10 protein-coding genes are annotated in these 16,512 nt (G+C 69.8%); 6 read left to right on the top strand and 4 right to left on the bottom strand.

The window, feature by feature from the left end; genetic code table 11:
- Nucleotides 1-68 precede the first annotated feature (68 nt).
- Together mgrA and LRP66_RS12390 are read right to left on the bottom strand one after the other, a co-directional pair.
- Complete coding sequence (gene mgrA, locus LRP66_RS12395) at nucleotides 69-1,145, bottom strand: L-glyceraldehyde 3-phosphate reductase (protein WP_230482910.1); 1,077 nt, start codon at nucleotides 1,143-1,145, stop codon at nucleotides 69-71.
- A gap of 77 nt (nucleotides 1,146-1,222) precedes the next feature.
- On the bottom strand, nucleotides 1,223-4,375 hold the full coding sequence (locus LRP66_RS12390; protein ID WP_230482909.1) for a helicase-related protein: 3,153 nt from the start codon (nucleotides 4,373-4,375) through the stop codon (nucleotides 1,223-1,225).
- Nucleotides 4,376-4,606: 231 nt separating this feature from the next.
- On the opposite strand from LRP66_RS12390, the gene LRP66_RS12385 reads away from it, so the two are divergent.
- Nucleotides 4,607-5,410 (top strand): SDR family NAD(P)-dependent oxidoreductase, encoded by an 804-nt coding sequence (locus tag LRP66_RS12385; RefSeq protein ID WP_230482908.1) that lies wholly within the window; start codon nucleotides 4,607-4,609, stop codon nucleotides 5,408-5,410.
- A gap of 78 nt (nucleotides 5,411-5,488) precedes the next feature.
- The gene (locus LRP66_RS12380) at nucleotides 5,489-6,349 is read left to right on the top strand and encodes a glycoside hydrolase family 16 protein (protein ID WP_230482907.1); all 861 of its coding nucleotides are present in this window, start codon (nucleotides 5,489-5,491) and stop codon (nucleotides 6,347-6,349) included.
- Between the two features lie 99 nt (nucleotides 6,350-6,448).
- Here the strand turns inward: LRP66_RS12380 and mgtE are convergent, their stop codons facing one another.
- Nucleotides 6,449-7,807, bottom strand: a complete 1,359-nt coding sequence (mgtE, locus tag LRP66_RS12375) for a magnesium transporter (RefSeq protein ID WP_230482906.1) — start codon at nucleotides 7,805-7,807, stop codon at nucleotides 6,449-6,451.
- 277 nt (nucleotides 7,808-8,084) lie between these two features.
- Here mgtE and LRP66_RS12370 point away from each other — a divergent pair, with 277 nt between their 5' ends.
- From LRP66_RS12370 to LRP66_RS12355, 4 genes are all read left to right on the top strand, one after another.
- On the top strand, nucleotides 8,085-11,231 hold the full coding sequence (locus LRP66_RS12370) for an autotransporter outer membrane beta-barrel domain-containing protein (RefSeq protein ID WP_230482905.1): 3,147 nt from the start codon (nucleotides 8,085-8,087) through the stop codon (nucleotides 11,229-11,231).
- Nucleotides 11,232-11,371: 140 nt separating this feature from the next.
- On the top strand, nucleotides 11,372-11,866 hold the full coding sequence (locus LRP66_RS12365; protein ID WP_230482904.1) for an RNA polymerase sigma factor: 495 nt from the start codon (nucleotides 11,372-11,374) through the stop codon (nucleotides 11,864-11,866).
- On the top strand, nucleotides 11,863-12,813 hold the full coding sequence (locus tag LRP66_RS12360; protein WP_230482903.1) for a FecR family protein: 951 nt from the start codon (nucleotides 11,863-11,865) through the stop codon (nucleotides 12,811-12,813). Before LRP66_RS12365 ends, LRP66_RS12360 begins: the two co-directional genes overlap by 4 nt.
- Nucleotides 12,789-15,209: a TonB-dependent receptor gene (locus LRP66_RS12355; RefSeq protein WP_230482902.1), complete on the top strand. Its 2,421-nt coding sequence runs from the start codon at nucleotides 12,789-12,791 to the stop codon at nucleotides 15,207-15,209. Before LRP66_RS12360 ends, LRP66_RS12355 begins: the two co-directional genes overlap by 25 nt.
- Here LRP66_RS12355 and LRP66_RS12350 read toward each other — a convergent pair whose 3' ends face one another.
- Nucleotides 15,210-16,472: an SGNH/GDSL hydrolase family protein gene (locus tag LRP66_RS12350; protein WP_230482901.1), complete on the bottom strand. Its 1,263-nt coding sequence runs from the start codon at nucleotides 16,470-16,472 to the stop codon at nucleotides 15,210-15,212.
- Between the last annotated feature and the right edge of the window lie 40 nt (nucleotides 16,473-16,512).

Genomic DNA, 16,512 nt, shown 5'->3' with positions numbered 1-16,512 from the left:
CCGCCGCCTCGCCTTCGGGTCAGGCCCGGTCCCTCGGCAAAGGGACCGGGCCTTTCACGGGATCGGGATCAGCCCGGAATGCCTTGCGCGGCGGGGAGGGTGACGATGTCCGAGGACTCCGCCCACAGGTTGATGCCGCCGTCCTGCGCCGCCTGGTCGATCGCCGTCAGTTCCTCGGCGGCGAAGTCGAGCCGCTTCACCGCGTCGAGCGAGTCGTCCAGCTGCTCGACGGTCCGCGCGCCGATCAGTCCGGAGGTGACGCGCGGATCGCGCAAGACCCAGGCGATCGCCATCTGCGCCAGCGTCTGGCCGCGCGCCTGGGCGATCGCGTTCAGGCGACGGATAGCGGACAGGTTCTGCTCGGTCAGCAGGTCCTGCGACAGCGATCCGCCCCGGCTGGCACGCGCGTCCTGCGGCACGCCGTTCAGATATTTGCCGGTCAGCATCCCCTGCGCCAGCGGCGAGAAGGCGATGCAGCCCGTGCCGAGTTCCCCCAGCGTGTCGAGCAGATCGCGCTCGATCCAGCGATTGAGGATGGAATAGCTGGGCTGGTGGATGAACAGCGGCACCTTCTCCTCGGCCAGGATCGCGGCCGCGCGTCGGGTCAGCCCCGCGTCATAGGAGGAAATGCCGACATAGAGCGCCTTGCCCTGCCGGTGAAGCTGGACCAGCGCACCCATCGTCTCCTCCAGCGGCGTTTCCGGATCGACCCGATGCGAGTAGAAGATATCGACATAGTCGACGCCCATCCGCTTCAGGCTCTGTTCGCAGCTCGCGATCAGGTACTTCTTGGAGGAGCCGACATCGCCATAGGGGCCGGGCCACATGTCCCAGCCCGCCTTGGTCGAGAGGATCAGCTCGTCGCGGTGCGCCGCGAAGTCGGACGCCAGCACGCGCCCGAAATTCTCTTCCGCCGAGCCGTAGGGCGGACCATAATTATTGGCGAGATCGAAATGGGTGACGCCGCGATCGAAGGCGCGGCGCAGGACCGCGCGGCCCGTTTCGAACACATCGGCGCCGCCGAAATTCTGCCACAGCCCCAGGCTGATCGCCGGAAGCCTCAGCCCGCTGCGGCCGGTCCGGCGATAGGGCATGCGGGCGTCATAGCGCTGCGGGTCGGCGACATAGGGGGCGGGGAAGGGCATGGACGGTTCCTCTCGTTTCGGCATCGCGCCTTATGGCGTCGTGTCGCCGACGCCAATGGCCTGGATCGATGCGGGTGTCAGGCGAGCAGATCGGTCAGACGCGCCAGCCGCTCGTCGGGCGAGTCGTACCGTTCGCGGAGCAGGTAGCGGCCGTCCTTCCTCTCCAGCCCGTCGATGGTGGCGAGGTCGGTGTCGCGCCCATGCGGGGTCAGCGCGATCGCGGCGGGCCCCGCATCGATACGCGCGATGCCCAGCATCCGCATCCGCTCGCGCAGACGGGCAAGGGCGATCAGCAGGCTTGCCTCTTCGGGCAGCTCGCCGAAGCGATCCTCCAGCTCGGCCTCGAAATCGTCGAGCCCGGCCTCGTCGCGCAGCCGCCCCAGACGGGCGTAGAGCGAGATGCGCAGATCCTCGTCCGGGATCCATTCGGGGGGCAGCCGCCCCTCGACGCCGATGCGCAGTTCGGGCGTCCAGCGCTCGACGGTTTCGCCCCGCGCGGTGCGGAGCGCGTCCTCGAGCAATTGCTGGTACAGTTCGACGCCGATCAGTCGCATATGCCCGGCCTGGGTGTCGCCCAGCAGGTCGCCCGCACCGCGCATATCGAGGTCGCGCGCGCTGATGGCGAAGCCCGCGCCGAGCCGGTCGAACGCCTCCAGCGTGCGCAACCGCTTCAGCGTGCGCGGCGCGATCGCGTCGTCGCTTTCGGTGAACAGCAGCACCTGGCCCCGCCGATGCCCGCGCCCGACGCGTCCGCGCAACTGGTGCAACTGCGCCAGGCCGAAGCGATCGGCATGGACGATCGCCATCGTATTGGCACGCGGCACGTCGAGCCCCGCCTCGATGATGTTGGTGGCGAGCAGGACGTCGCCATCGCCGCGCCCGAAACGGACCATGACATCGTCGATCTCGGCGGCGGGCAGCTTGCCATGCGCCTGCAGTAGCTCCAGCTCAGGAACGATCTTGGCCAGCTTTTCGGCGAGCGGGGCCATGTCTGCGATCCGGGGCACCACGACAAAGCTCTGCCCGCCGCGCGACCGTTCGCGGAGCAGGGCGGCGCGCAGCGTCTCGGGCGCGAAGGCGGAGACGGCGGTGCGGATCGGCTGTCGCCGGGCGGGCGGGGTCGCGATGATCGACAATTGGCGAAGGCCCACCAGCGCCGATTGCAGCGTGCGCGGAATCGGCGTCGCCGACAGGGTCAGGACATGCCCCGCCGACAGCGCCTGCAGTCGCGCCTTGTCGCTGGCGCCGAAGCGCTGTTCCTCGTCGACTATGACCAGCGCGAGATCCTTGTAGGTCACGCCCTTGGCGGCGACCGCGCCGGTGCCGATCACGATCCGGATGCTGCCGTCCGCCAGCCCGGCCTTGACCCGGCGCTTCTCGGCAGCGGTCGACAGGCGGGACAGACCCGCGACCGTGATGCCACTCTCGGCGAAGCGCGCGGCGAAGCTGTCGAGATGCTGGCGGGCTAGGACCGTGGTCGGCGCGGCCAGCGCGACCTGTCGTCCGGCCAGGGCGACGATGGCGGCGGCGCGCAGGGCGACTTCGGTCTTGCCGAAGCCGACATCGCCGACCACCAACCTGTCCATCGGTCGCCCCGAGGCCAGGTCGGCGCGCATCGCCTCGATCGCGGTCAGCTGGTCGGGGGTCTCGCTGAACGGAAAGCCCGCCGCGAAACGCTCATAGTCGGCGACCGGCGGATCGAGCACGGGCGCATGTTGCTCGGCGCGCCCGGCGGCCATCTCGGTCAGGCGGCGCGCGGTCTCGGCAATGGCTTCGTCGATGCCGCGACGGCGGTCATGCCAGCTCTTGCCGTCGAGCGTGTCCGCGCGAACCGCATCGTCCTCGCCGCCATAGCGCCACAGCCGGTCGGCCTCCGCGACGGGCACGAGGCGGGTCGCCGACCTGGCGTAGAGCAGCTTGATCGCGTCGCCCGTCACGCCGTCCTGATGATCGACGGTCTCGATCCCCGCGACGGCGGCGATGCCGTGATCCTCGTGGATGACCATGTCGCCGACGCGGATCTCGGCGGTCTGGATCAGCGACAGGTCGACGCGGTGCGCCTTGCCGTCCTCCCGGTCCGCGCGGCTGCCCAGCAGGTCGGCGGCGGTGATCGCGACGATGCCCTTGCGGACGAAGCCACGCTCGGCCGGAGCGGCGAGGGTCAGTAGCGCGCCGGGCTCCGCCTTGCGGATCGCGTGCCAATCCTCGACACGGACGGCGGTCGTGCGCATGACATTGTCGACCCGCCGCCCCAGGAAGCGCAGATCGCGCTCGCTGCCGATCAGGACGACGCGATGGCCGTGCTCACGCGCTGTCCGGGCGAAGGCGGCGAACTCACGGAGTGGCGCCCGGTGCTCGACGAAGCGCGGCGGCGGGCTGTCGCACCGGTCGATGGTCGCGGTCCGGCGATCGGCGAGAAGGCGGGACCAGTCCTTGTCGGCGATCATGTCGCGCGCCGCCCGCCGCGACCCGCGCCTGGCGACATCGGCGCTCAGCAGTAATAGGCGACGACGACGTTCGTCGGCGGCGGGCTCGACGATGATTTCCGCATCGGGGAGATGCTCGATCAGGCTGGTCGGCCTGGAGCCGAGCGGCGGCTCGGCGACGCGGCCCAGTTCGCGACGATCCAGATCGCCGGTACTCCGCTGGTCGGCGGGATCGTAGGACCGGATGGCGCCGATCCGCCCGTCCGCCACTTCGATGCGCAGCGGTTGCTCGGCATCGGCGGGAAAGACGTCCAGCACCTGGCCGCGCACCGCGACTTCGCCCGGTTCGTCGACCCGCTCGTCGGCGATATAGCCGAGGTCGAGGAGCATCGCGTGCAACCGTGCCAGATCGCAGGGCTCGCCCCGCGCGACGCAGGGCGGCTCGGCATCGAAGGTTTCGGGCGAGGGAAGACCGCGCGCGAGCGCTTCGCCCGAGGTGACCAGCGCGATCGGCCCGCGCTTCTTCTTGCTGAGCGCCGCGCGCAACATGTGCAGCGCCGATACGCGCTGGCCGACATTGGCCGGGGACGCGGGGGCATCGTCGCCGGGCAGCGCATCCGATCCGGGGCAGAACAGGACGGTCGCATCGCGGGCGATGGCGGTAAGGATACTCACCACCGCCATCGCGCGCGTCTCGTCCGTCGTGGCCAGGACGATGTCGCCGCGCGCCAGCCGTTCCGCTGCGCCAGCCGCGAGTTCGGCGACGCCCAGCGTGACATGGGGCGCATCGCCGGACGGGGGCATTGTGGCGATTTCGGCTTTTGACAAGGAACGCACGATGCGGGGCTCTCCCAGGAACTCTCAACCTTGCGAACGGGTGGGGCGCGCACGGCGTTCCGCCGGGGATCAAAGACTTATCGACGGAACCCTATGCCGCCTCATCACTTCATCGGGGCGAATTGATCTGCATCGATGACATGGCCGACCGCCCCCGCGGGGAGGTTCCTCACCATGCCGCGCCGAAGGAGAAAGACGATGGATCTGGGTATCAAGGGCCGCATCGCACTGATCAGCGGATCGGATTCGGGCATGGGCAAGGAAACCGCGCGGCTGCTGCTCGAGGCGGGCGTGCGGGTCGCGCTGACCGACAAGCCCGGCGGTACGCTGGACGAGGCGGTGGCGGACCTGAAGTCGCTCGGCGAGGTGATCGCGGTGACGGGAGATGTCACCAGGCCGGACGAGGTCAAGGCACTGTGGCGGGAGGTTCGCGAAAAGCTGGGCGATCCCGACATCTACGTCAATGCGGCGGGCGTGACCGGCGCGCAGGGTGACTTCCTGGAGACGGGCGACGAGGGCTGGCTGGAGACGCTCGACATCAACCTGATGGGCGCGGTGCGGATGTGCCGGGAAGCGATACCGGCGATGCGGCGCAAGGGCTGGGGCCGGGTCGTGCTGTTCGCGTCGGAGGATGCGGTGCAGCCCTATGTCGAGGAACTGCCCTATTGCGCGTCCAAGGCGGGAATCCTCAGCCTCGCAAAGGGGCTGTCCAAGGCTTATGGCGGCGACAATGTGCTGGTGAATACCGTGTCACCCGCCTTCATCGCGACGCCGATGACCGACAAGATGATGGAGAAGCGCGCCGAGGAAAAAGGCGTGAGCTTCGACGAGGCGATCGACAGCTTCCTCGACGAGGAACGCCCCGGCATGGTGCTCAAGCGGCGCGGCAAGGCGGAGGAAGTGGCTGCCGCCGTCGCCTTCCTGGTGTCGGAACGGGCCAGCTTCATCAACGGCGCGGGCATCCGGGTCGATTCGGGTTCGGTCTTCACCATCGCGGGCTGAAGTCTCCCCGCCCGTCGGCATGGCCTTTCGCGTCGCGCGGGATTAGGCTGACGGGCAAAGCACTTGGGGAGAATGGCGATGCGGCGATGGGCTTGGGCGATGCTGGCGGGCGTGGCGCTGTCGGTGACGGGAAGCGGCATCGCGCAGGATAGCCAGAGCGCGACCCTGGGCGCGACCAACACCAATTTCGACGGCCCGATGACGACGCCGAGCACCGCTCCGACCTTCGGCGACGAATTCAACCGCGCGATCGATCCGAAGCGCTGGCGCTGGGACGTGTCGGCGAACAAGCGCGGCTGGCCCAATCACGAGCTGCAATATTATGTGGGGCCCAAGCGGAGCAACGCGCGGGTCGAGAAGGGCGCGCTGGTGATCGAGGCGCGGCGCGAGGCGGCGAAGGACGCGGCCGATTGGGGCGGGCAGGACTATACCTCCGCCAAGCTCGTCACCCAGCAGACGCTGGGCTACGGCTTTTACGAAGTCAGGGCGAAGCTCCCGTGCGGCCGGGGTATGTGGCCCGCCATCTGGCTGCTCCCCATGGACGGCGCGCGCTGGCCCGACGGCGGCGAGATCGATATCATGGAGATGGTCGGCTGGAACCCGGGCGTCATCCACGCGACCGTCCATTCCGCCGCGTACAACCATGTGAAGAAGACGCAGCGCGGCAGCCAGACCGATGTCGCCACCGCCTGCACCGCCTTCCATCGCTATCAGCTCGACTGGACGCCCGACGTCATCACCATCGGGGTCGATGGGCGCGCCTATATGCAGGTCAGGAACGACAAACCCGGCGGCGCGGCGGCCTGGCCCTTCACCCGGCCCTATTCGCTGATCCTCAACCTGGCGGTGGGTGGCGACTGGGGCGGGCAGAAGGGCGTCGACGACGCCGCGCTGCCGCAGCGGATGGACGTGGACTATGTGCGCTATTGGAAGCGCTGATCGGGTATTCGTCGCCCGAGCGCAGGCTGGGGACTTTCGCGAGTGAGGGTATCCGCTCGCCCGAGATCCCGGCCTGCGCCGGGATGACGACTCTCTCGATTACAGCAGCGTCCCCGACAGGATCGCCAGCGCGATGCTGAAATAGATCACGAGCCCCGTCACATCGACCAGCGTCGCGACGAACGGTGCGGAGGCGCTCGCCGGATCGAAGCCCAGCCGCTGGAGCAGGAAGGGCAGCATCGATCCCGCCAGCGAGCCGAAGGTCACGATCCCGACCAGCCCGGTGCCGACCGTGGTCGCGACCAGCATCCAGTGCGGGCCATAGTCGTAAAAGCCGAGCGTCTGCCAGATGGCGATACGCGCGATGCCGAGCAGCCCCAGGATCGCGCCCAGCGTCATCCCCGCCGGAAGCTCGCGCAGCGCCACGCGCCACCAGTCGCGCAGCCGCACCTGGCCCAGCGCCAGCGCACGGATGATGAGCGAGGTCGCCTGGCTGCCGCTATTGCCGCCCGAGCTCATGATGAGCGGGATGAACAGCGTCAGCACGACCGCGCGCTCCAGCTCCGACTCGAAATGCTGCATCGCGCTGGCGGTCAGCATCTCGGAGAAGAACAGGATGCTCAGCCACCCGGCGCGCTTGCGGATCATCGCAAGGAAGCCGGTCTCCAGATAGGGATTGTCGAGCGCCTCGACGCCGCCGAACTTCTGCGTGTCCTCGGTATGCGCGGCGACCAGCGCGTCGAGTACGTCGTCGACGGTGACGATGCCGATCGGGCGCCCCTGTTCGTCGACGACCGGCAGCGCGAGCAGATCGTGGCGGCGGATCAGGTGCGCGACCTCTTCGCGGTCGGTGGTCGGCGCGACGGTGATCGGGTCATGCCCGCGCGCGAGATCGATCGCGTTCGCGCCGGGTTCGGCGGCGATCAACTGGCGGAGCGAGACGGTGGCGACCAACCGGCCATGCGGCTCCAGCAGGAAGACCGAATAGACGGTCTCGCGGCTCCGCTCGACGGTGCGGATATGCGCGAGCACGTCGGCCACCGTCGCATCGGCGGGGCAGGCGACATATTCGGTCGTCATCATGCCGCCCGCGCTGTCCGGCGGCCAGCGGAGCAGGGTGTCGATCGAGGCGCGGACGGGGGCGGGCAGGTCGGCGCGGATCGCGGCGGCGGCGTCCTCGTCCATCTCGGCGAGTACGTCGGCGGCGCGGTCCTCCGACATTTGCGAGACGAGCGCGGCGGCGCGCGTGGCGGTCAGCAGCGGCAGGATGTCGGCGGCGCAGCGCAACTCGGGGCTGTCGAGCACGGCGACCGCGCGCGCGTCGGGCATTTGCGTCAGCGCGTCGGCCGCTTCCTCGAGAGGCAGCGACTGCAGCGTATCGACGAGATCGGCGATGGACAGGCCGCGCCGGGAAGAACGGAAACCGGCGGTGACACCGGCGATCAGATCGTTGACCATTTCAAACCTTTCGTCCGCACGACCCGGGGCGGACGAAAGCCAGTTTCGCGAAACTAGCGGACGAGCCCTGGGCGTGCGGCGCTACTGGAACTGTCGCTGGACATGTTCTCGCTTTCTGGAACGACGCGGGGGTTCCCACGTCTGTCCGGCGCTCTGATCCTCCGCGCCGCAATCGTCAACACCGCCGGGCAACCTGACAAATATTTAATCCTGGCACCAAGGGTCCGGCGCCGTGGCTCCGTCTGGAAGGGCAAAGCGCACAAAGGGGACTTTATTCGTGCATCGCCTGCTCTTCGCCTCGACCGCCACGCTCGCGCTGGCGGCGGGATCGGCCGCCTCGGCCCAGACCGTCATCGATACCAGGCGGACGACGCCGGTCCGCACCGCGACCGTCAATAATGGCGCCGCCGCCGATATCAGCATCGCGGCGGCGGGCAGCGTCGTGACCGCGGGCGGGACCGCCGTCACGATCGACAGCAATAACAAGCTCGCCAATGCGGGCACCGTCCAGATCACCGACGCCAACGACGCGATCGGCGTCGGCGCGGCGGCCGGCGTCAGCGGCGAGATCGCCAACACCGGCAAGATCATCGTCGACGAAAGCTATACGCCGGTCGATATCGACAAGGACGGCGATCTGGATGGCCCCTTCGCGCAGGGCGCGCGCCGCACCGGCATCCGCACGGCGGGCGCCTTCACCGGGGCGATCGGCAACAGCGGCGAGATCACGGTCGAGGGCAACGACTCCGCGGGTATCTATCTGTCGGGGCCGCTGACGGGCAGCCTGGCACAGTCGGGCAAGATCAACGTCCTCGGCGATCGCTCGGTCGGCGTCCGGACCGGCGCGGTTTCGGGCAACGTCAATCTCGGCGGCACCATCGTCGCGGTCGGCGAGGGCGCGGTCGGTGCGCGGATCGATGGCGATATCGGCGGCGCGCTGACCATCGAGGGTGGCATCGGTTCGACCGGCTATCGCTACACCACGCCGCCCAGCGACGTGTCCAAGCTCGACCCGGACGATCTGTTGCAGGGCGGGTCGGCGCTGGTCGTCGGCGGCAATGTCGCGGGCGGCATCACGCTGGGCAACGCCGCAGGCAAGGCTGCGGATGTCATTTCGAACGGTGCCGCCCCCGCCATGCTGGTCGGCGCGGCGGACCGGGCGATCGTCATCGGCGCGACCGGCGGCAGCACCCCGGCACCGGGCCTCGTCGTCAACGGCCGCATCACCGGCAACGGCGTCTATAGCGGCGTGCGCGCCAATGCGCTGACCATCGGCGGGCAGGGCGGCAACGTACAGATCGCGCAGGGCGTCGCGGTCGGCGGGACGGTCCAGGCCACCGCCAATGGCGCGGAGGCGACCGCGATCCGCTTCGGCTCGGGGGCGGCAAGTCCGGAATTGCGGGTCGGTGGCACGGTCCAGGCGACGGGCGGCGGCGCGGCGTCGGCGGTGACGTCGGCGGTGCTGATCGACAGCGGTGCCACGGTGCCGACGATCCGCAACACCGGCACGATCCGCGCGACGGCGGCGGGCGCGAGCGCGGTGGCGATCCTCGACCGGACCGGCGGGCTGACGCTGGTCGAGAATTCGGGCGCCATTGCGGGGGCGGGCGGTGACAGCTCGCGCAGCACCGCGATCGACCTGTCGGCCAACAGCAGCGGCGCGATCATCCGTCAGGTCGCTCCGGCCAGCGGTGCGGCCGCCCCCAGCATCACCGGCGCGATCCGCTTCGGCAGCGGCGACGACCGGCTTCAGGTCGGGGCGGGCTCGGTGACCGGCGATGTGGGTTTCGGCACGGGCAACAACCGGCTGGAGATGAGCGGGACGGGCACCTATGCGGGCACCGCGAGCTTCGGCACGGGGGCGGACACGCTCAGCATCGCCGACACCGCGCGCTTCGACGGGGTGGCCGATTTCTCCGGGCTGGGCCAGGACGTGGTGGCGATCACGGGCAAGGGCATCTTCGCCGGACGCCTGACCAACTCGGCGCATGTCGCGGTGACGGTCGCCAGCGGCGGCGGCACCTTCGCGGCGAACGGCGCCACCAATATCGCCTCGCTGACCATGGGCGACCAGTCGATCCTCAGCGTCGCGCTGGACAAGGCGAACCCGACGGCCAATCTGATCACCGTGGGCGGCGCGACGACCATCGGCGCCAACAGCCAGCTCGCGTTGCGTGTCTCGGGCGGGACCGACGTGACGGGCCGCTATGTCGTGCTGCGGTCGGGGACGCTGACGGGGGCGAATAACCTGTCGCTCGCGGCTTCGGCCGTGCCCTTCCTGTACAAGGGCGCGATCGTGGCCACCCAGCCCAACGAGATCGCGGTCGAGGTCAGCCGCAAGGCCAAGACCGAACTCGGGCTCAGCAATGCGGGCGTCAGCGCCTTCGACGCGATCGATGCCGCGATCGGCTCGGACGCCAAGCTGTCCGACGCGATCCGGGGCATTTACGATGGCGCGGCCTTCCGCGGCGCGGTCGAGCAGATGCTGCCCAATTATTCGGGCGGCGTGTTCGAGGGGGTGACGCTCGCCTCGCGCGCCGCCGCCGCGCAGCTTCGCGAGCCTGCGGGCGAATTCAGCGAAGAGGGCAAATGGGGCTATTGGCTGAGCCCGCTCGGCTGGGACGCATCCAAGGGCGCGCGTTCGACCCAAAGCTATGACGTGCGCGGCTGGGGCGTGAGCGGCGGGATCGAGCACAAGACCGATGCGGGCAATTTCGGTGCCTCGCTCTCCTATATGAACGGGCGCGACAACGAAGGCTCGGCGATCAACCGGGTAAACCACAGCCAATATGAGCTGGCCGGGTTCTGGCGCGCCCGTTGGGGTGCGTTGGCCGCGCAGGCGCGCGGTTCGGCGGCGTTCCTGTCCTTCGATTCGCAGCGCCAGTTCGACGGCGTGATCGGCACCGAGGCGGTACAGCGCCGCGCCACCGCCGATTGGAAGGGCATGCTCTATTCGGGTTCGGGCTCGGTTTCGTGGGAGCATTGGGTCGGCCAGTTCAACGTCCGCCCGATCCTGGCGGTCGACTATTACCGGCTGAATGAGGATGGCTATCGCGAAAGCGGCGGCGGCACCGGATACGACCTGACCGTTCGCAAGCGCACCAGCGACGAACTGGCGCTGACCGCGAGCGTCGCGGCGGGGATCAATTTCGGCGGCGACAATCGCTACGCCCAGTGGAGCCGGCTGGAGATCGAGGGGGGGCGGCGCGAGCGGGTCGCGGGAACGCTGGGCCGCACGATCGCCAGCTTCGGCGACGGCACGCCCTTCATCCTCGATCCCGAGGCACGCGGCGGCGGCTGGATCGGCCGGGTGCGCGCGATCACCGGCACGAGCGAGATCCGGCTGAGCGGCGAGGTGAATGCCGAACAACGTCTTGGCAACGTCGCGCTGTCGGCGCGCGCGGCCCTTCAGTTCGCCTTTTAGGCGAGTTCGTCCGCGTGCATCCCCCCTGTAGCGTGCGCGGGCGTTCGGAGCCCCACCCAGCGTCCCGGTGGGGCTCCTTTTCACGGGCGGAGGCTTCGTCTAGACGGCGGGGCTTCCGCCCATTTTGTCCGGTTCAGACCATGACGCCCACCGGGATCGAGGCCGTCTTCCTCGCCAATCGCGACAAGCTCGTGCGCTTCCTGACGGCGCGCGGGGCTGGCGATGCGGCCGAGGATCTGGTCCAGGATCTGTGGGTCAAGCTTTCGGGGCGGACCGATGGGCCGATCGCCAATCCGCTGGCCTATCTCTACCGCGCGGCGGACATGCTGATGATCGACCGCTATCGTTCGCGCCGTCAGGCCGAGCAGCGCGACCAGGACTGGGCGGAGGGGCAGGGCGGACCCGAGCCGCCCGTTGCCGAACGCACCGTCGAAGCGCGGCAGACCGCCGAGCGGGTGGCCGCCACGCTCGCTGCTCTGGGGGAACGCCCCGCGCTCGTCTTCCGCCGGGCGCGGCTGGACGGCGTGCCGCAGAAACAGATTGCCGCCGAGCTTGGCGTCAGTATCAGCACCGTCGAAAGCGATCTTCGCATGGCCGCCCATGCGATCGCCGCGCTCAAGGAACAGATCGGATGAGCCAGCCACGCGACAATGCGCTTTCGGCGGCCGATGCGGTCGCCATGGACTGGGCGCTACGTATGGCCGATCCGGCGCGGGCCGACTGGGACGGCTTCACCGACTGGCTGGAGGCCGATCCGGCACATGCGGAGCGATATGACCGGATGGCCGCGACCCTGCTCGACGCGCAGGAGGCACTGGCCGCGCATCCCGAGCTGCTGGAAACGCCCGTGCCCCTGCCGATGATGGAGACGAGGAGGCGTCGTCCGCTACGCTGGATCGGCGGGGCGGTCGCCGCCGCGCTGGTCGCGACGGTCGGGATCTCCGTCTGGCCCGATCGCGCGCAGCCCTATGCCGTCGAGACGGCGGCGGGCCAGACGCGCAGCGTTCCCCTGGCGGACGGGAGCACCATCCTGCTCGCCGGGAACAGCCGGGTCGAACTGGACCGCGCCGATCCGCGCCGCGCGGTACTGGCGCGCGGCGAGGCGCTGTTCCGCGTCCGGCATGACGCGCGCCATCCCTTCGCCGTGCAGGCGGGGACGCTGTCGCTGGTCGATCTGGGCACGGTGTTCGACGTTCGGATTGGGCAGGCGCGCACGCGGGTCGCGGTGGCCGAGGGGGCGGTGATGGTCGATCCCAAGGGGGCGGCGCTTCGCCTCGATGCCGGGCAGGCGGTGGTGGCGAGTGCGGACCGGTTGATCCGTCAGAACACCGCGCCCGCCGATGTCGGCGACTGGCGGAACGGACGACTGGCGTTCGACGGCGTACCACTTGGTGATGTTGCGGAGGACGTGTCCCGCTTCCTGGCCCAGCCGATCGCGGTCACCCCCGCCATTGCGAACAAGCCCTTTCGCGGGACGATCGATCTGGATGCGATCCGCCGCGATCCCCGGCTGCTGGGGCCATTGATGGATGTCACCGTCCGGCGACAGGCGACCGGTTGGATGCTGGAACCGCGCGGGTGAGGCTGGCGGGGGGCGGGATCGTCGGAGTGCTGATCGTCGCGCCCGCGCCCGCGATGGCGGCGGACCGCGTCCCCGTCGACCTGCCCGGCGGAAGCGTCGGTACACAGGTCATGGCACTGGGGCGGCTCGCGGGCGCCAATATCACCGTTCCCGACGCGCGGCTCTGGGATCGGCCCGTCCCGCGTCTGCGGGGTCAGTGGTCGATCGAGCGGGCGCTCGCCGCCATCGCTCGGAGCAGCGGCGCGCAGGTCCAGCAACTCGGCCCGCGAAGCTGGCGACTGGTCCCACGCCGTTCGACACCGGTCGCGCATAGCGCCCGACGTCGGGCGCCCCCCCCGCCACCGCAAGTCCCCGCCGACGATGTCATCGTCACCGCCAGCAAGCGCGACACGACGCGCGACCATTTCGCCGGGCAGGTGGTCCAGGTGGCGGGAAGCGATCTCGAGCTGGGCGGTGCGGGCGGCACCTCCAAGCTCGCCGACCGGATGACGGCGGTCGCGTCCACCTATCTGGGGGCGGGGCGCAACAAGCTGTTCATCCGGGGCATCGCCGATTCCAGCTTCACCGGGCCGACCCAGGCCACGGTCGGGCAATATTTCGGCGACCTGCGGCTCAGCTACAACGCGCCCGATCCCGACCTTCGGCTGGCCGACCTGGCGGCGGTCGAGGTGCTGGAGGGGCCGCAGGGCACGCTCTACGGCGCGGGGTCGCTGGGTGGGCTGATCCGGCTGGTGCCCAACGCGCCCGATCCGAGCCATATCGGCGGATCGGCGATGCTGGGCGGATCGGCGACGACCCACGGCGCGCCCGGCGTGGACGGGCAGGCGGTGCTCAACCTGCCGCTGATCGCCGATCGCCTGGCGGTGCGGCTGGTCGCGGACAGCGCCAGCGAGGGCGGCTATATCGACAAGCCGCTGCTCGGCCGCACCGATGTCAACCGCACCCGCATCACCGGCGGTCGCGCGGCGATCCGCGCCGATCTGGGCGGCGGTTGGAGCGTCGAGGCGATCGGCATCGGTCAGCGCATTCGGGGCGACGACAGCCAATATGCCGATCGCGATGGCCCGCCGCTGACCCGCTCGGCGCCGGTGACCGAGGGCTTCTCGGCCGATTTCGGGCAGGCGCAGTTCATCCTGTCGGGTCGGATCGGCGAGGTCCGCTTCCGATCGAGCAGCGGGATCACCGCGCACGACCTGATGGAGCGGTACGACGCGACCCCGCCGGGCGGCCCGGTGCAGCTCTTCGCGCAGGCCAACGCGACCCGGATGCAGGCAAACGAGACCCGCGCCTGGCATTCCGCGCCCGACGGATCGGGATGGCTGGCGGGGTTCAGCTATGTCCACAACCGGACCCGCCTGACCCGCCTGTTCGGCGAGCCCGACCGGTTGCTGCCGCGAACCGGCGTGGTCAACACGGTGGAGGAGGCGACGCTTTACGGCGAGGCGAGCCTGAGGCTGCTGCCTGGGTTGCTGACCACCGGCGGGCTGCGCGTCACCCGGTCGGTGCTCGACGGCGCGGGCGAGGATCTGCCCGAGGCGTTGTCGGTGCCGACGCTGGCGATGCTGCGCGAGGTCAGCGCCAGCCGGGCGCAGACCATATTGCTCCCCTCCGCATCCGCGCTCGTCGACCTGACGGCGGGCGCCCAATTGTTCTTCCGCTATCAGCAGGGATTCCGGCCCGGCGGGCTCACCATCGAGGGGCCGCTGTTCCGCCGCTTCCGCAACGACCGGGTCGCGACGATCGAGGCGGGGCTGCGCACCGGACAGCCGGGCCGTGACCGGGTCGACGCCTCGCTGACGCTGGCGCACACCTCCTGGCGCGATATCCAGGCCGATTTCATCGATGCGAGCGGCCTGCCCAGTACCGCCAATATCGGCGACGGCAAGCTTTGGACGATCGAGGCGCTCGCGGGCTTTCGCATCGTGCCGGGGCTGCGGGTGGAGGGCGCGATATCGTACAATGACAGCCATATCGACGAGCCGTCGAATGCTCAGATCGTCGCGCTGACCGCCGGACAGGTCGTCGATCGCGCGGTGATCCTGGCGCGATTGAGCCAGATCCCCAACATCGCCCGCGTCACCGGGCGCGTCGGTGCGGTGTTCCAGCGACCCCTGGGCGGCGGGCGCGACCTGCGCGTCGATGGCTGGCTGCGCTATGTCGGTTCGTCGCGTCTGGGGGTGGGGCCGGTGCTCGGCGAGTTGCAGGGCAGCTATCTCGACAGCGGGCTCACCGCGCGGCTGGGGCTGGGGGCTTACGGTGTGACGGCGGGCATCACCAACCTCGCCGATGTGCGGGGCAACCGCTTCGCGCTGGGCACGCCGTTTACGACCGGGCGGGATCAGGTGACCCCGCTCCGCCCCCGGACGTTCCGGATCGGGCTGGACGCGGCGTTCTGATCAGCGGCGCTGCGGCGCCCGACCGAACAGCGCCAGCGGCACGGCTGCGGCCATGACGCGGTAACCCGCCGCGCTGGGGTGGAGATGATCGCCGCTGTCATAGGCGGGAAGCAGCCGCGCGGGCTGTGCCGGATCGGCGAGCGCCTTGTCGAAGTCGACCACGCCGTCGAACAGCCCCGAGGTGCGGATGAAGCGGTTGATCGCCTGACGGTCCGCTTCGGTCTCCGGGCCGGGATGATAATAGCCATTGCCCTGGAACGGCGTGATCGTCCCGACGATCAGGCGGATGCCATGTTCGTGCGCCCGCTCGGCAAGCTGGCGGTAGGCGAAGGTGATCTGCCGCACGATCGCCCGATGGGTGGCGGCATCGACGGGCTGCTCGCGGGTCAGGACGCCGAGGTCGTTGACCCCCTCCAGCAATAGCGCGTGGGTGACCCCCGGTCGCGCGACCACGTCGCGATCGAACCGCGTCATCAGGCTGGGGCCGAGGCCGTCCAGCAGGACGCGGTTGCCGCCGATCCCGGCATTGACCACCGAATAGCCGCGCGTTGCCGGAGCGGCGGCCAGGCGCTTCGCCAGTTCGTCGGGCCAGCGCGTGTTGCTGTCGTCGACGATGCCATAGCCGTCGGTGATCGAGTCGCCGATCGTCACGATCGTCGCGGTCTGCGCCGCATCGCGCACCTCGATATCGGACAGGCCCCACCATCCGCCGATCTTCTGCGCGTCGGGCAGGGCGGCGCGGTCGGTGGCATCGCCCGACACCAGGAAGGTGGTCGAACGCGCGCCCGAATGACCGGTCGGCGCGGTGAAGGCTTGCGGGAAATAGAGGCTGACCGCCACATCGCGACCACGCGCGACGGGCAGGGCGATGGGGTCCGAGAAGATCTCCGCGCCGGGCGGGACGACCGCGTCGCGCTCGCCCGCGAACAGGACCGGCTGGAGCGCGGTGACGGCGGATATTCCGGGCTGGGCCATGCCGATCGTGACGGCGCCAATGTTCAGCGGCGTTTGGCCCGTCAGGTTGGACAGCCGCAGGCGAATGGTGGCGCCGTCGGCGGTGAGATGGACGATCTGTCGGATGGTCGCGGCGCCCGCCTTGGCGACCTTTTCCGCATTGGGCCCGTCGAGCCGCATCTGAGACGCGCCCCAGGCGGGTGTCCAGCGCGCCTCGCGCGACGGAGCCGCCGCCGCGAGCGACAGGCCGAGCGCGATCATCCCGGTAAGCCGGGCGGTCGCCCGGCATGTGGCGCGCGACATCGTCATGTCCTTCCTCTCCCTATCGTCTTCCGCGCTTGCGGCATCC

The sequence above is a fragment of the Sphingomonas sp. Leaf21 genome, from assembly GCF_916858675.1.
Lineage (GTDB): Bacteria > Pseudomonadota > Alphaproteobacteria > Sphingomonadales > Sphingomonadaceae > Sphingomonas.
Note: the sequence above shows the minus strand (reverse complement) of the source record. Positions and strands in the feature narration are given on the sequence as shown.